The following is a 14,549-nucleotide window of genomic DNA, read 5'->3' on the forward strand; positions in this document are numbered from 1 at the left end:
TGCCCAACGTCGCCCAGGGCCGGGACCTTGGTCATCCGCCCAAAGGACCGACGGCTCGGCACGTCGCGCGAAGCGGTGGGAGACGACCCTCAGGAGTCCGCCTCGGCGTGATGCTCCCGCCGATGGTGGACGACGGCGTCGGGTCCGGGAAAGACCAGGGTCACGACGCCGCTGCCGGACCAGCGCACGACGTAGGGCGGAGCGCCGCCGGCGCCGCGTACCTCGATGATCTCGCCCTCGCGACCGTGTTCGTCGAGCACGGGTCCCTGGACGACCAGCAGATCGCCGACTTCCGCATGCATGAGACCCACCTCCTCCTTCCCAGGCTCCCGCCCGCTCGGCCGGTGGAGCAGGGTCGAACGTCCCACCGCCGGGGTCCCTTGGCCCTGCCGGGCGACCGGGCCGGCCGCTACCGTCCAGGCATGCTCCGGCGTGCACTCGTCGAGCTGCCCGAGCGGGACTACCCCCGCGACCCGTGGCGGCTCGTGGAGGCCCGCTTCGATCCGCGCCACGTCGCGCGGGCCGAGACGGTGTTCGCGCTCTCCAACGGGTACCTGGGTGTTCGAGGCACGCAGGACGAGGGCCGGCCGGTGTTCTCGCCCGGCACGTTCGTCAACGGCTTCCACGAGACGTGGCCGATCACGCACGCCGAGAACGCCTACGGCCTGGCCCGGACCGGCCAGACGATCGTCACCGTGCCCGATCCGACGACGCTGGCGCTGTTCGTCGACGACGAGCCGTTGCTGCTGCCGGTGACCCGCGTCCGCGAGTACCGTCGCGTGCTGGACCTGAGGGCCGGGACGCTCACGCGGGAGCTGCTCTGGTCGACACCGTCCGGCAAGCACGTCCGGGTCCGCTCGACCCGGCTGGTGTCCCTGCACCACCGCCACCTCATGGCGATCGACTACGAGGTGACGGTGCTCGACCACGCGGCGCCCGTGGTGGTCCGCTCGCTGCTGGTCAACCACCAGGACAGCCCTGCCACCCGCACGCCGGAGCGGACGGCCGACCCCCGCCTCGGCACCGCGATCCCGCACCGGGTGCTCGACCTGCGCACCCGGCGCCTCGACGGCGGCCGGTTCGTCCTCGGCTACCGCACGGCGGACAGCGGCATGACGCTGGGCGTCGGCGTGGACCACCGGATCGAGGCCGGCGACGGACCCGAGGTGACCAGCCGCGTCGAGCCCGACCTCGCCGAGCTGGTCGTCCGCGTGGACGCCCGGCCCGGCACCCCGATCCGCGTCACCAAGTACGTCAGTTACCACGGCTCCCGATCCGCGGACACCGCGGAGCTGGCCGACCGCTGCGCGCGGACCCTGGACCGCGCCGTCCGGGACGGCTTCGCCGAGCTCCGCACGCTGCAGCGGGCGGCGCTCGACCGGTTCTGGGAGCGGGCCGACGTGCAGGTCGAGGACCGCGACGGCTCGGCGGGGCTGCAGCAGGCCGTGCGGTGGAACCTGTTCCAGGTCGCGCAGGCCACGTGGCGGGCCGAGGGCAGTGGCGTCCCCGCCAAAGGGCTGACGTCGCCGGCCTACGAGGGGCACTACTTCTGGGACACGGAGATGTACGTGCTGCCGTTCCTCTGCTACACGCGGCCGCGCATCGCCCGCAACCTGCTGCGGTTCCGGCACGACATGCTGGCGCAGGCCCGCCGCCGGGCCGCGGAGCTGGATCTGACGGGCGCGGCCTTCCCGTGGCGGACGATCAACGGCGAGGAGGCGTCGGCGTACTACGAGGCGGGCACGGCCCAGTTCCACCTCAACGCCGACATCGCCTACGCCGTGCGCCGCTACGTCGACGTCCGCGGCGATCCGGGCTTCCTCGTCGAGGCCGGCGCGGAGCTCCTGGTCGAGACCGCGCGCATGTGGGCCGACCTGGGCTTCCACGGCGACGACGACCGGTTCCACATCCACGGCGTGACCGGTCCGGACGAGTACACGACCATGGTGGACGACAACACCTACACCAACCTGATGGCCCGCGAGAACCTGCGCGACGCGGCGGCCGTCGTGGCCCGGCTACACAGCGACGACCCGGACGCGTACGCGGCACTGGCCGACGCCGTCGGGCTGCGGCCGGAGGAGCCCGAGGTCTGGCGGCGGGCCGCGACCGCGATGGCCGTCCCGTACGACGAGGCCCGCGGCATCCATCCGCAGGACGCGGGGTTCCTGCGCCGTGAGACGTGGGACCTCGACGCGACCCCGCGCGACCGGTTCCCGCTGCTGCTGCATTACCACCCGCTGGTGATCTACCGGCGCCAGGTGGCCAAGCAGGCCGACGTGGTGCTCGCGATGTTCCTGCTGAGCGACGGGTTCACCACCGAGCAGAAGCGGCGCAACTTCGCGTACTACGAGCGCCTCACCACCGGCGACTCGTCACTGTCGGCCTGCGTCCAGTCGATCGTCGCGGCGGAGATCGGCGAGGAGCGGGCCGCGCTCGACTACTTCCGCTATGCGCTGTTCATGGACCTCGGCGACGTCGAGGGCAACGTCGCCGACGGCGTGCACATCGCCGCGGCGGCCGGCGTCTGGATGGCGCTGGCCTACGGGTTCGCCGGACTGCGCGACCGGGGCGGCGAACTGTCGTTCGACCCGCGCCTGCCCGCCGGCTGGACCCGGCTGCGGCTGCCGCTGCGCTTCCGCGACCGGCAGCTCGAGGTCGTCCTCACGCACGAGGGCGAGACGTACCGTCTGGTCGGCGGCGAGCCGCTGGACGTCGTCGTGCGGGGCGACCGCCACCACCTCACCGTCGCGAGCCCACGGGTGATCGGACGGCGGCTTCGGGACCATCGCCTCTCGCCGCGACCGGCGGGCGGAGGTGGACTGGAGACATGAGCACGGAGAGGAGGTGAGCAGATGAGCCACACCCCACGGCACGACCTCCGCCGCGCGGTTCCCGACCTGCTCGAATGGGTCGAGGACCTGCCCAGCATGTTCGCCTGGCCCGGCCCGCCCGGCCTGCGGCCGTTCCGGCTGGAGGAGCACCTGGACGACGACGAGTACGTCGTCCGGGCGGAGCTGCCCGGCATGGTTCCGGAGATGGACATCTCGATCGAGATCACCGACGACGAGCTGACGATCAACGCCGAACGCACGGACAACCGTGAGGAGTCCGACCGGTCCGAGTTCCGCTACGGCCGGTTCCACCGCAGCGCCGTCCTACCCAAGAACGCCGACAGCACCAGGGCGACGGCTCGCTACGAGGCGGGGATCCTGGAGATCACCGTCCCGATCGCGGATCAGCCGTCCGAGTCCCGCATCGTTCCCATCACGAGAGGATGACCGCCACGACCCGTTGAGCACGCAGCATCCGTGTGCCTGCCCCTCTCCCGTTCGGGCGGGCACACGCGTGCTCGGCCGGGTTCAGTCGCGGACGCGCACGGCCACGGCCGGCCGGATCCGGGCGGCGCGCTGGGCGGGCGCCAGGGTGGCCACCGCCGAGGCGACCAGCGTGACCGCCACGAGGGTCAGGATCTGCCCCCACGCGATGGGGTACGGCCCGCTGATCGTCTCGAACGCGGCACTGTTGCGGTACAGCAGCCAGGTGATGACGACGCCGAGCACCGAGCCGATGACCACGCCCTCGACCGCGATGAACGCGCTCTCGGCCAGGAACGCCGTCCGGATGGTCCGGGCCTGGAAGCCCAGCGCCCGGAGGACGCCGATGGCCCGCCGGCGCTCCCGCACCGCCCGCACCATGATCACGCCGAGGCTGGTGATGCCGACCAGCAGGCCCAGTGCCAGGTAGCCCTGCATGAGCCGGAAGAACTGGTTGTTCGCGGCGTAGCTCTGCTCGACGGCCGCGCCGAGGTCGGTCGCCACGACACCGTGATCGACGAGCACACCCTGCAGCTGCGTGGCGAGGGAGGGGACGTCCACCCCGGGAGCCGTCCGGAGCATGGCGCTGGACTGCGTCGCGGCCACCCCGAAGGTGTCGACGACGGAGTCGATGCCCATGAAGACCGGGAACCGCAGGTCGGCGCCCGTCACGCCGTAGAACGGGCTGCCGTCCCGGACGACGCCGGCGACGGTGCGCTCGACCTCGCGTCCGGTGCGCGGGTCGGTGAGCGTGATGCCCTGGCCCGGCGCCACGGGCTCCCCCGGCGGCCCGCCGCTGGAGCCGTAGAGCGTGTCCACGAGCACGTACGCCGGGTCCAGGCGCACCAGGTCCCAGGCCGCGCGGTCGCTGGGCAGCCGCGCCAGCCTGGCGTCGAGCACGGGCGGGGTGAAGGTGAAGTCCTCCGGCACGCCGACGGCCACGACAGGCAGCTGGACATCGGTCGTGAGCCGCGGGTCGTCGCCCTCGGCGACGGCGATCGTCAGCGGCGCGGCGTCGGTGATCCGCCCGGCGAACGGTCCCGTCGTGAGCTCCTGGCCCAGGTTCGCGATCGGCGTCGTCGGGTTGTAGTCCAGCCGCAGCGACCAGCCGGACGTCGCGTCGGCGACCGCCTGGTCCATGTTGCGGTCGATGACCGTCATGATCTGCGTCATCAGCACGATGACCAGGACGACGACGGAGTACATCGCCAGCGTGGCGCCGGTGCGGAACCGCTTCGCCGTGGGGTACGCGACCGCGAGCCGGGTGGCCAGGCCGCGCTGGGTCGGCCGTTCGACCAGGCGCCGGAACGGCCGCAACAGCACCGGCTGGTGCAGGCTCACCAGCGTCACCGCGGCGAAGGACAGCATGCAGCCGAGCACGACGTACGGTGCGGTGCTCGCCTCGTCGTAGATGTCCGGCCGGACGGTATTGGCCAGCAGGCCCCAGGCCAGCACGCCGAGCGCCACGACGGTCAGCGCGGCCCGCGACCCGATCAGCCGCGACAGCATCGGCACCGCGGCGACGGCGGCCAGGGTCGGCAGCAGGTAGGTCTGCGTCGCCGCACTGGCCACCACCGCCGGGATCGCGGCCGCGGTGAGCAGCACCGTGGCGACGGCCGACAGCACGACCAGCCGCGTACGGGTCTTCGGCCGCACCGGCGGCTCCAGGTCGCGGATCGCCGCGATGATGTTCGTCCGGGCGATCCGCACGCTGGTCAGGACGACCGCCAGGAACGCGAACAGGAAGCCCGTCGCGGCCCCGCCGATCAGGCTGGCCGGGGTGATCTCGAACGCCACCCGCAGCTGGTTCCCGCCCTGGTCGTAGCTGTTGAGGATGCGCAACGCGATGGCGACGACGACCCGTCCGAGCAGGACCCCGAAGGCCGCGCCGAGCACGGCGGAGGTCAGCGCGTAGACGGCGCCCTCGATGGCGAACTCGCCGGTCACGTGCCGGCGCCGCATGCCGATGGCCCGCAGGATGCCCAGCTGGCCGCGGCGCTCGTCGGCGAGCATGACGAACACGTTCACCAGCAGCAGGATCCCGGCGATGATGCAGAAGCTGCCGATGAACAGGAACAGCGAGCCCAGGCTCTCGCCGGTCTCCGCGGCGGCGTCCAGGACGTCCTGTTTCGGCGTCGCGACCGACGCTCCACGCGCGGTCAGCGGCCCGAGCCGGTCCGCCATGGCCGCGCTGACCTCATCGGTGAGCTCCGCTCCCGATTCCACCCCGCCGGCGTTGGACACCAGGCTGGTGGTGGTCGGCTGCACGCCGCCCGCGGCCGCGGCGGCGGTCAGCACGCCGGGCGACACGAACGCGTCCTGGTTGGCCGACGCCCCCAGGCCGAGCCCGGCCAGGCCCTCCGCCGGAACGACCCGGGTCACGGTCGCGCCGATCCGCTGCCCGTAGGCATGGAAGACCAGCTCGTCGCCCGGGCCCGCGCCCAGGCGGCCGGCCAGGTTCGCGTTGATCACGACGCCGCCCGGTCCCGGGTCGGCGACGTCCAGGCCGGACGCGTCCGGCGCGCCGAAGCCGGCGGCCGCGTCGAAGTCGACCTCCCACAGCAGCACGCGCGGCTCGGCGACGACGCCGTCGGCGCCCTGCCGGACGGCGGCGGCCTGGTCGCCGCGGATCGTCAGCAGGCCGTCGACGCGGGGGTCCGACGCCAGTGGCGCGAGCCGCTGGGCCACCTCGTCGCCCTGCTCCAGCGTCGCCGAGCGCACCGACTCGTCGACCGGGCCGAGCACGTCGTAGGCGGTCTGCCGGACCGAGCGGTCCAGCGAGTCGCCGACGGCGAGACTGGCGACGATCAGGGCGGTCCCCAGCACCGACCCGAGGACGACGAGGATCGTCTCGGCCGGGCGGCGGGTCAGCTGCCGCCCGGCCAGGCGGCGCAGCACCGCCTTGCCGAGCAGCACGGCGACGAACGCCAGGACCGCGGCCACGGCGACGATCAGGCCGAGTGTCAGCGGGTCCAGCATCGTCCTCACCCCACGGCCGAGCGAACCTCGTCGCCGATGACCCGGCCGTCGCGCATCGTCACCAGCCGGCGCGCCGAGCGCCCGATGTCGTCGTCATGGGTGACCAACACGATCGTCTGCGCCTCCTCCTCGTTCAGGCGGTGCAGCAGGTCCATCACCTGCGCGGCCATCGCGCTGTCGAGGTTGCCGGTGGGCTCGTCCGCCCAGACGACGGCCGGCTCGGCGACCAGCGCGCGGGCGATGGTCACCCGCTGCTGCTCGCCGCCGGACAGTTCGGCCGGCCGGTGCCCCGCCCGGCCGGCCAGGCCGACCTTCGCCAGCATCGCCAGCGCGCGCTCGCGGGCCGCATGCGCGGGCACGCCGGCCAGCAGCAACGGCAGCTCGACGTTCTCCGCGGCGTCGAGCACGGGGATCAGGTTGAACGACTGGAACACGAAGCCCATCGAGCGGGCCCGGTGTGCCGTGCGCTCGTGGTCGCTCATCGCGAAGAGGTCGCGGCCCTCGACCAGCACCCGGCCGCCGTCGATGTCGTCGAGCCCGGACAGGCAGTTCAACAGCGTGGTCTTGCCCGAGCCGGACGGCCCCATGACCGCGACGAGCTCGCCGCGCCCCACCGTGAGGCTCAGCCCGTCCAGTGCCACGACCGCCTGCGACCCGGTGCGGTAGACCTTGGTCACCGACTCCGCGACCAGCAGCGGTGTGCTCTCCTCGGTATCCATCACGCACCCACTCGTGTACGGTCCCGCCGCAGGGCGAGGTAGACCAGCAGTGCGGCGACCAGCAGGCCGAGACCGCCGGCGCCGATCGCGATCAGCGCCACCCACGGCAGGACGGGCAGCTCGGCGGCCGCCCGTGCGGTCAGGTCGACCCCGGCGGTGCCGTCGGCGTTCATCGCGACGACCACCCACTGACCGTCGTGCGGCTGGAAGGTCAGCGTCTGCTGCCCGGTGCCGCTGGCCGAGGCGGTCCAGAAGTCCTGCGCCGCCGGGTCGCTCGCCGGCGCGCCGCCGGCATGAGCGGCGTAGCCGGCGTCGTCGCCCTCGATCCGGGTGATCTCGTCGTACCCGAGGCCGTCCAGATAGGCGCCCGCGTCGGACGCGGGGGCCACGCCCACGAACACGTCGCCGGCGCCCGCGTCATAGCGCAGCCGCACCTGGCCGACGATGTCCTCTTCCTGCAGCCAGCCCGGGGCGTCGGTGTCCACGTCCAGGCCGGTGGCGACGACGGCGAACTCCTGGCTCGCGACGTGCACGGCGGCGCTGGACAGGTAGCCGTCGGCGTCGCGCTGGGTCTGGTCCACCACCAGTCCGGCCACACCGGCCGCGACCAGCCCGAGCGAACCGAGCCCGATCAGCGAGCCGAGCACCAGCGCGACCACCCGCGCGGCCCCCTTCGGCCGGGCCGGCGGTGGAGAGGGCGGCTCGGCGGACGGCACCGTGCCGGCGTCGGGGCCGGCGGGTTCTCCTTCCCCCGTGCCGGGGCGGACCGGCGGGTGCTCGTCGGTCATGAGGGCGGCGTACGCGACGACGACCCGGAGCACGAGCACCATGTGGTGCGGAATGGCCAGGAACCGCGTCACCAGCCATGACCACCGCGAGATGCCCGGCTCGAACCGGGCCGCTGGGCGGGCGGCCACTGCCATCGGGCTCATCTCCTTCGGTGGAGCTTCGCCTCCAGTTCACGCCCACGCCGCCCGGACCGGCAGAGGAGTTCGTCGTGGCCGGCCGGGACGAAGGGCGGGACGCATGCCCGCATCGGCCGGGCCGTTCGCCCCTGCCCCGCCACGGCCGCGGGTGGTGTCGTCGGTACATGACCGCTCAGCCGCAGGGACGCGTCGTGGACGCCCGGCGCGCCAAGGAGCGTCGCCGGACCCTGATGGCCGCCGCGGCGCTGATGGCGTCCACCACGGCCGCCGTCGCGGCACGCGCGCGGCTGCGGAACTGGGGCGCGACGGAGGACGAGACCCTTCGCCGGCTCCCCGGCGACGACTTCATCTTCGATGCCGACGCGGCCACCACCCGCGCGGTCACCGTCAACGCGCCCCGCGAGGAGGTCTGGCGCTGGCTGGTGCAGATCGGCCAGGACCGCGGCGGCTGGTACAGCTACGACTGGCTGGAGAACCTCTTCGGGCTCGACATCCACAGCGCGCACACCGTCCGCGACGAGTGGCAGCACCTCGAGGCCGGCGATCAGGTGCGCGCCGCGCCGGCCGGCGCGCTGGGCATGCAGGACGGCTACGTGTTCCGGGTCGCCCGCGTCGAACCCGGCCGGGTGCTGGTCCTGCGGCAGCGGCCGCCCGTGCACCCGTGGAACGCCACCTGGGCCTTCGTCCTCGTCGACGACGTGCCGGGCAGCTGCCGGCTGCTGGTCCGCTGCCGGGCGAAGCGCACGCCGGGCCTGAGCGGGCGGCTGGCCTGGATCGGCGGCGAACTGATGGACCCCGTCGTCCTGGTGATGACCCGCAGGATGCTGCTCGGGATCCGAGCGCGCAGCGAGTTCGCGCACGACCAGCGGCGACGCCGGGCGCTCACCTGAGCGCACAGCGGCGGTGGTCATCGCCGCGGGAGCGTGTCGCGGACGACGGTGACGGGGATCGGCATGCGCCGCAGGATCTTCCGGGCGGACGAGCCGAGCAGCATGCCGGTGATCCGCCCGTGCCCACGTCCGCCGATGACCGCGAGATCGGCGCCGGCCGCGTACTCGGGCAGTGCGAACGCGGGGTGCTGGTACTCCACCGCCGTCGTCACGTCCACGTCGGGGAACTTGGCCCGCCACGGCTCGACCGCCGTCGCGAAGACGCGGGCCGCCGCCTCCTCGTAGCGCGGCTGCTCCGGCGTCAACGGCCGCCCGGCCGGGTAGCCCAACGGCAACTCCATCGCGTACACGGCGACGATGCGCAGCCGCCGCTCGGCGGCCAGCGTGAACGCGTACTCCACCGCTGGCAGGCCGCGCTCGGACCCGTCCACGCCGAGCACCAGTCGCCGGTGCGGCCGGCCTCCGGCCTCCCAGGTGTCCGGGACGATCGTCAGCGGCACCCGGGTGTGCGCGGCGCAGGCCAGCGACGTCGACCCCATGACCAGCTCCGCGACGCGGCCCAGTCCCTGCCGCCCGACGACCAGCATGGGCGCACGCAGTGCGGCGCGCAGCAGCACCCGCGGCACCAGGCCGTACCTCGTCACGGTGCGCACCGGCAGGTCGCCGTGGCCCCGCCCGGCCAGCCGGTCCAGGGCCTCGTCGAAGATGTCGTCGGCCAGTTCCTCCGGCGCGGTGTCGAGGACGGCGAGTGCGTGCCGCTCGCCGGGGTGCGCGAAGAGCAGCGTCAGCCCGCACCCGCGCGTCCGGGCCTCCTCGGCGGCCCAGTCCAGCGCGAGCAGCGCGCTCGGCGATCCGTCCAGCCCGACGACGACGGGTGCGGAGGTGGCGGTCATGACCCCAGCTCACCGCGCCCGCACCGGTCGCCCACAGGGCAGGGCGTCCCGGCCGGACGGGTCGAAGGTCCCACCAGGCGCACGCCTTCGGCCCTGGGCCCTGTCCCGTCCGCTTCGTAGCGTCGACGGTGAAGCACAGCTGAGGAGGACGTCATGGCGACGCGCAGATACTGGGCCGTCGACATCATCATCGGTGAACGCGACGGCGAGACCCTCGCCGATGCCCGGCTCACCACTCATGCGACCAGCGGCCTGCGCGCCGCCGGCCGTGCGCACCTGAGGCCGGGCGAGGTCGACGTGCCGGAGGTCGGTGACGAGATCGCGGTGGGCCGTGCCCTGCACCACCTGGCCGACCGCCTGCTGGACGTCGCCGCCGCCGACATCGAGTACCTGACCGACGAATCGGTCGATCTGAGGAGCCGGTGAGTCCGGTGCGCATCCTGTTGTCCTGCACCATCCCGGGCGGCGACGCGGTCGACGTGCTCGGCCGGCTGCGCCGCGCCGGGCACACGGTCTACACCTGCGCCGGCGGCGCACACTGCGCACTCGCCTCAGGCGGGACGTGCCCGCTCGCCGACCACCTGGTCGACGTCCTGGTGCACGTCCGTGAACGCCCGGATCCGCCGGCCGACCGGGATCGTCCCTTCCTGTGCGGCGTCGTCGCCGACGTGCCGAAGGTGCTCTGCGGCTACCCCACGCCCGAGGGCCCGTGGTCCCGCGCCGACGCCCACTGCTCCCCCGCCGGCGTGGTCGACGCCGTCGAGAAGGTGACCCTCCCGACCTCGCGTACCGCGCACCACCGGGTCCGTCAGGCCGTCGCCGACGTGCTGCGCCCGCACGGGCTCCGGCCACCGCGCTACGTCCGGATCAACGCCGATCACGATGTCCTCGACGTCGCGCTGACGTTCGAGCGGCGGGTTCCGGTGCTGGTCCGCGAAGAGTTGCGGCCCGCGGTCCGCTCGGCGCTGGCGCCGTTCAGCCCGCACTGGGCCTACGCCCGGGTGCGGGTCCTCGAGGACCTCCCGGCCGCGACGGTCTGAGGCGTCCACGGCCGCAGGACGGTGCGAGTGGCGACGGCGCCGGCGAGGTGCGCCGTCCGGAGAACGGAGCCGACGATGCCGAACGTGCTCGAAGCGACCACCAGGCCGATCGTGGCCGGTATCGGCGGCCACCCGGACAGCGAGGCCGCCCTGCACTGGGCCGTGACGGCCGCTCGGGCGCGCCGGGCGCCGCTGCGCGTCGTGCTGGTCGCCGACGAGCCCGAGCTGCAGCGGTACGTGTCGTACCGGCCGGCGATCGACGGCGAGACGTTCCTGGTTCCCGCCCGGCCTCGCCGGCATCCGTACGACGACCTCGACCGCGCGGTCGCGTTCGCGCGGCTGCACCTGCGGCGCGGCACCGTCACCGGACGGCGGGCACCCGGCTCCGCCGCGACGGCACTGATCGAGGACTCCGTCGATGCGGCCATGCTCGTCGTCGGCACCCGCCGGCGCGGCCCGCTCGCGGCCGCCGCGCTGGGGTCGGTGAGCGCGACGGTGGCCGCCCACGCGCGGTGCCCGGTGGTCGTCGTCGGCACCGCGCCGCCGGAGTCCACCACCGACCTGCCGGTCGTCGCGGGCATCACGGACGACCGGGCCGCCGACGGCGTCCTCGACTTCGCCTTCCGCGAGGCGTCCGCGCGCCGGGTGCCGCTCTCCGCCGTCCATGCCGCCCCGCCCGGCCTCGGCGAGCCGCGCCACCCCGGCAGGTTCTTCGGCGGCCTGGTGCCGACGCTGGCCGCCCGGCTGGCGAACTACGCCTCCCGGTATCCCGGCGTTCCGGTGACGTCACACCTGTCCGGCGCCGACGCGGCCGGCGAGCTGGCCGCCGCGAGCGCGCGGGCTCAGCTGGTCGTCGTCGGGTCCCGCGGGCGGGGCCGGGTGTCCGGTCTGGTGCTCGGCTCGGTCGGGCAACACCTGCTGCACCGGGCGCACAGCCCCGTCGCCGTCGTCCACCCCTCCCGGGCGCGCCCGCCGCTGCGGGCCAGGACCCGGCCGGCCGCCGGCTCCGCCTCGTAGGACGAGTGTCTTCGGTCCCGCCCGGGCCGGGACCGAAGGCCCTGTCCGCACCCCGCGCGACGGGCGCATCGTGAAACTGACGCCCACCAGCCTGGTGAGGCAAACCCCGGAGCGTTGGGGGATGGCGGCCGATGCGCCGCGAAACACACCATCGCCGCGATGGGTCGGCTCCGGCGGGATCACCCGGCTGGTGGGCGTCCGGGCGCCGGTGACCGGCTTTCGGGCCGAAGGTCCCGACATCGCCGCCTTCGGTCTCTACGACCGGGGCCGTCCCGGGTGGACATTGGAGGTATGGGTCACCACGCCAGACCAGTGCCAGCGGTGCGGCGGCTGCTCGTCGTCTGCGCCCACCCGTACGACGCGACGTTCGCGCTCGGCGGCGTGATCGGCGCCTTCGCCGACGCCGGGACGTCCGTCCACCTCCTGTGCCTGACGCACGGGCGACGTCCCGACCCGACACCGCGGCGGCGGATCGACCGCGCCCGCGACCTCGGCCGGGCCGTACGGCGGCTCGGCGCCGAGGACGTCGTCCTGCTGGATCACTCCCCCGGGATGCTCGGGGCCGCGACGACCGATGAACTGGCCGCCGAGATCCAGCAGGCCGCGGCCGCCGCCGACGCGCTGCTCGTCGTCGACGCCACCGGCCGCGACGCCCACCCCGACCATGTGCGGACGATGCGCGCGGCCTACCGCGCGGCGGCCGCCACCGGCGCCGTCCTGTACGCCTGGACGCTGCGACCGGCCGAGCCCGGGACCGCCCGCCAGGAGCTGATGGTCGACGCCGACCGCGAGCGGCAGCGCGCGGCCATCGCCTGCCACACCGGCCTGCCCGAGGACGACCCGCTGCGCAGCCGCTGGATGCGGAACCAGGACTCGGCCGAACGGCTGGTCGTGCTCCGGGACGAGCCGCTCCTCACGCCCGCGAACCGGCCGGCTGGGACGCCGTAACGCCTCGCAGGCGGGCGTCGTCATGACCGGCTCGGACTCCATCGTCGTCGGCGTCGACGGCTCTCCGGACAGCGGCATCGCCCTCACCTGGGCGGCCGCCGAGGCGTACCGCCGCGACGTGCCGCTGTGCGTCGTGCACGGCCTCTGGCTGCCGATGGCGGCCACGCCGTTCAGCGGCGCCACCCTCGTCCTGGCGCCGGACGAGCTGCACGCCTACGCCACCCAGGTCCTCGACTGGGCCCGGCAGCGGGTGAAGGACGAGTGGCCCGCCGTCGATCTGGTCACCTACCTGGTCCACCGAGCGCCGGTCGAGGCACTGCTCGACGCGGGCCGCGACGCCGCGCTGACGGTCGTCGGCACCCGCGGCCTGAGCGACCTCGGCGCTCTGCTGCTCGGCTCGGTGAGCGGACGGCTCACCGCCCGCTCGAAGCGGCCCGTGGTCGTCGTCCCGCGGCAGCTCTCCCCCGGCGACGGGACCATCGTCGTCGGCGTCGGCTGCTCGGCGCACAGCGACGCCGCGCTCCGGTTCGCGCTCACCGAGGCCCGCCTGCGATCGGCCCCGGTGGTGGCGGTCAGCGCGGTGCAGGCGCGGGCGGTGCCGACCGTCGGTCCCGACGGCGTCACCCAGGCGGCAGCGCGGGAATGCCTATACGCCGAGGCGATGGCGGCCGAGGCCATCGCCCGCGCCCGCGCGGCCACCGGCTCCCGGGCCGACGTCACCGTGCGTGTGGTGTGCGGCCGCCCGATCGACGTCGTCGTCGAGGCCGGCCGGACCGCCGAGCTCGTCGTCGTCGGCACCCGAGGCCGTGGCGAGGTGCGCAGCCTGCTGATCGGCTCCACCAGCCACGGCGTCCTGCACCACGCGACCAGGCCGGTCGCCGTCGTCCACGCCTGAGGAGGAGTCCATGTCCAACACCGTCGTCGTCGGGGTCGACGGCTCGGCCGACAGCGGCCACGCCCTCAGCTGGGCCGCCGCGGAGGCACGCCGGCGCGGCAGCACCCTCGACACCGTCTTCGGGCTCTGGGCGCCGCTGACCGCGGTCCCGTTCGGCGGACGGGCGGTCGTCCCGCCGGACGACGAGCTCCGCGCGTACTCCGCGCTCGTCCTCGACCGGGCCGAGCGGCGGGTCGAGGAGGAGCAGCCCGGTGTCGACGTGAGCAGGGTCCTCGTCCTGCGTCCGGCGGTCGAGGCGCTGCTCGACGTCTCCCACGACGCCGCGCTGGTCGTCGTGGGGCGGCGCGGGCTCGGGGCGTTCGGCGCGATGCTGCTCGGCTCGGTGAGCGCGCGGGTGGCCGCCCGCTCGACGGTGCCCGCCGTCGTGGTGCCCGAGCCCGCCGGCCCGGGCGACGGCACGATCGTCGCCGCGGTCGACGGATCGCCGCACAGCGATGCCGCGCTGCGCTTCGCGCTGACCGAGGCGCAACGCCGCTCGACCTCCGTCGTGGCGCTGACCGCCTACCAGCCGGCGCCGCTCATGCTGCCGGTGACCGACCCCGCCGCCGTCGACCGGGCCGCCGCCGCGGAGGAGCACGACGCCGAGCGGCTGGTATCCGACGCGGTCGGCCGGGCCAGGGCGGCGACCGGGTCCGCCGCACCTGTCACCGTCCGTGCCGGGGCCGGGCACCCGGCCGAGGTCATCGCCGACGCCGGCCGTGACGCCGAGCTCATCGTGGTCGGCTCGCGCGGGCGGGGCCAGGTGCGCGGCCTGCTGCTCGGCTCCACCAGCCAGGGCGTCCTGCACCGCGCCCGGCGGCCGGTCGCCGTCGTGCACGCCCCGGCCGGCTGCTCATGATCATCAATGATGCGACCACGTATGGGT

14 protein-coding genes are annotated in these 14,549 nt (G+C 74.5%); 9 read left to right on the forward strand and 5 right to left on the reverse strand.

The window, feature by feature from the left end; translation table 11 throughout:
* Positions 1-89: 89 nt before the first annotated feature.
* Positions 90-302, reverse strand: coding sequence for a DUF1918 domain-containing protein (locus DZA62_RS23305; RefSeq protein ID WP_116951348.1), 213 nt, complete (start codon positions 300-302; stop codon positions 90-92).
* A gap of 120 nt (positions 303-422) precedes the next feature.
* On the opposite strand from DZA62_RS23305, the gene DZA62_RS23310 reads away from it, so the two are divergent.
* On the forward strand, positions 423-2,834 hold the full coding sequence (locus tag DZA62_RS23310; RefSeq protein WP_198664098.1) for a glycoside hydrolase family 65 protein: 2,412 nt from the start codon (positions 423-425) through the stop codon (positions 2,832-2,834).
* Between the two features lie 21 nt (positions 2,835-2,855).
* On the forward strand, positions 2,856-3,281 hold the full coding sequence (locus tag DZA62_RS23315) for an Hsp20/alpha crystallin family protein (protein ID WP_116951350.1): 426 nt from the start codon (positions 2,856-2,858) through the stop codon (positions 3,279-3,281).
* 81 nt (positions 3,282-3,362) lie between these two features.
* On the opposite strand, the gene DZA62_RS23320 is transcribed toward DZA62_RS23315, so the two are convergent.
* The 3 genes from DZA62_RS23320 to DZA62_RS23330 are packed head-to-tail and all read right to left on the reverse strand — an operon-like array spanning position 3,363 to position 7,938.
* Positions 3,363-6,296: an ABC transporter permease gene (locus tag DZA62_RS23320; RefSeq protein ID WP_116951351.1), complete on the reverse strand. Its 2,934-nt coding sequence runs from the start codon at positions 6,294-6,296 to the stop codon at positions 3,363-3,365.
* A gap of 5 nt (positions 6,297-6,301) precedes the next feature.
* Positions 6,302-7,015 carry an ABC transporter ATP-binding protein gene (locus tag DZA62_RS23325; RefSeq protein ID WP_116951352.1) on the reverse strand — a complete coding sequence of 238 codons (714 nt, stop codon included), beginning with the start codon at positions 7,013-7,015 and terminating at the stop codon, positions 6,302-6,304.
* Positions 7,015-7,938 carry a hypothetical protein gene (locus DZA62_RS23330; protein ID WP_157987853.1) on the reverse strand — a complete coding sequence of 308 codons (924 nt, stop codon included), beginning with the start codon at positions 7,936-7,938 and terminating at the stop codon, positions 7,015-7,017. Before DZA62_RS23330 ends, DZA62_RS23325 begins: the two co-directional genes overlap by 1 nt.
* A 167-nt stretch (positions 7,939-8,105) precedes the next feature.
* On the opposite strand from DZA62_RS23330, the gene DZA62_RS23335 reads away from it, so the two are divergent.
* Complete coding sequence (locus tag DZA62_RS23335; RefSeq protein WP_116951354.1) at positions 8,106-8,831, forward strand: SRPBCC family protein; 726 nt, start codon at positions 8,106-8,108, stop codon at positions 8,829-8,831.
* Positions 8,832-8,848: 17 nt separating this feature from the next.
* Here the strand turns inward: DZA62_RS23335 and DZA62_RS23340 are convergent, their stop codons facing one another.
* The gene (locus tag DZA62_RS23340; protein WP_116951355.1) at positions 8,849-9,724 is read right to left on the reverse strand and encodes a universal stress protein; all 876 of its coding nucleotides are present in this window, start codon (positions 9,722-9,724) and stop codon (positions 8,849-8,851) included.
* A gap of 153 nt (positions 9,725-9,877) precedes the next feature.
* On the opposite strand from DZA62_RS23340, the gene DZA62_RS23345 reads away from it, so the two are divergent.
* The 6 genes from DZA62_RS23345 (at position 9,878) to DZA62_RS23370 (ending at position 14,522) form a co-directional block, all read left to right on the forward strand.
* Positions 9,878-10,150, forward strand: a complete 273-nt coding sequence (locus DZA62_RS23345) for a dsRBD fold-containing protein (protein WP_116951356.1) — start codon at positions 9,878-9,880, stop codon at positions 10,148-10,150.
* The gene (locus DZA62_RS23350) at positions 10,147-10,764 is read left to right on the forward strand and encodes a hypothetical protein (protein WP_116951357.1); all 618 of its coding nucleotides are present in this window, start codon (positions 10,147-10,149) and stop codon (positions 10,762-10,764) included. The genes DZA62_RS23345 and DZA62_RS23350 overlap by 4 nt, the downstream gene beginning before the upstream one ends.
* A gap of 75 nt (positions 10,765-10,839) precedes the next feature.
* Positions 10,840-11,781: a universal stress protein gene (locus tag DZA62_RS23355; protein WP_116951358.1), complete on the forward strand. Its 942-nt coding sequence runs from the start codon at positions 10,840-10,842 to the stop codon at positions 11,779-11,781.
* A gap of 312 nt (positions 11,782-12,093) precedes the next feature.
* Positions 12,094-12,729: a PIG-L deacetylase family protein gene (locus DZA62_RS23360; RefSeq protein ID WP_157987854.1), complete on the forward strand. Its 636-nt coding sequence runs from the start codon at positions 12,094-12,096 to the stop codon at positions 12,727-12,729.
* A 22-nt stretch (positions 12,730-12,751) separates the two neighbouring features.
* Entirely contained in the window at positions 12,752-13,624 is an 873-nt protein-coding gene (locus DZA62_RS23365) for a universal stress protein (RefSeq protein ID WP_116951360.1), read from the forward strand.
* A gap of 10 nt (positions 13,625-13,634) precedes the next feature.
* The gene (locus tag DZA62_RS23370) at positions 13,635-14,522 is read left to right on the forward strand and encodes a universal stress protein (protein ID WP_116951361.1); all 888 of its coding nucleotides are present in this window, start codon (positions 13,635-13,637) and stop codon (positions 14,520-14,522) included.
* The last annotated feature ends 27 nt before the right edge of the window (positions 14,523-14,549 follow it).

Source organism: Jiangella endophytica, assembly GCF_003427025.1.
GTDB classification, from domain to species: Bacteria; Actinomycetota; Actinomycetes; order Jiangellales; family Jiangellaceae; genus Jiangella; species Jiangella endophytica.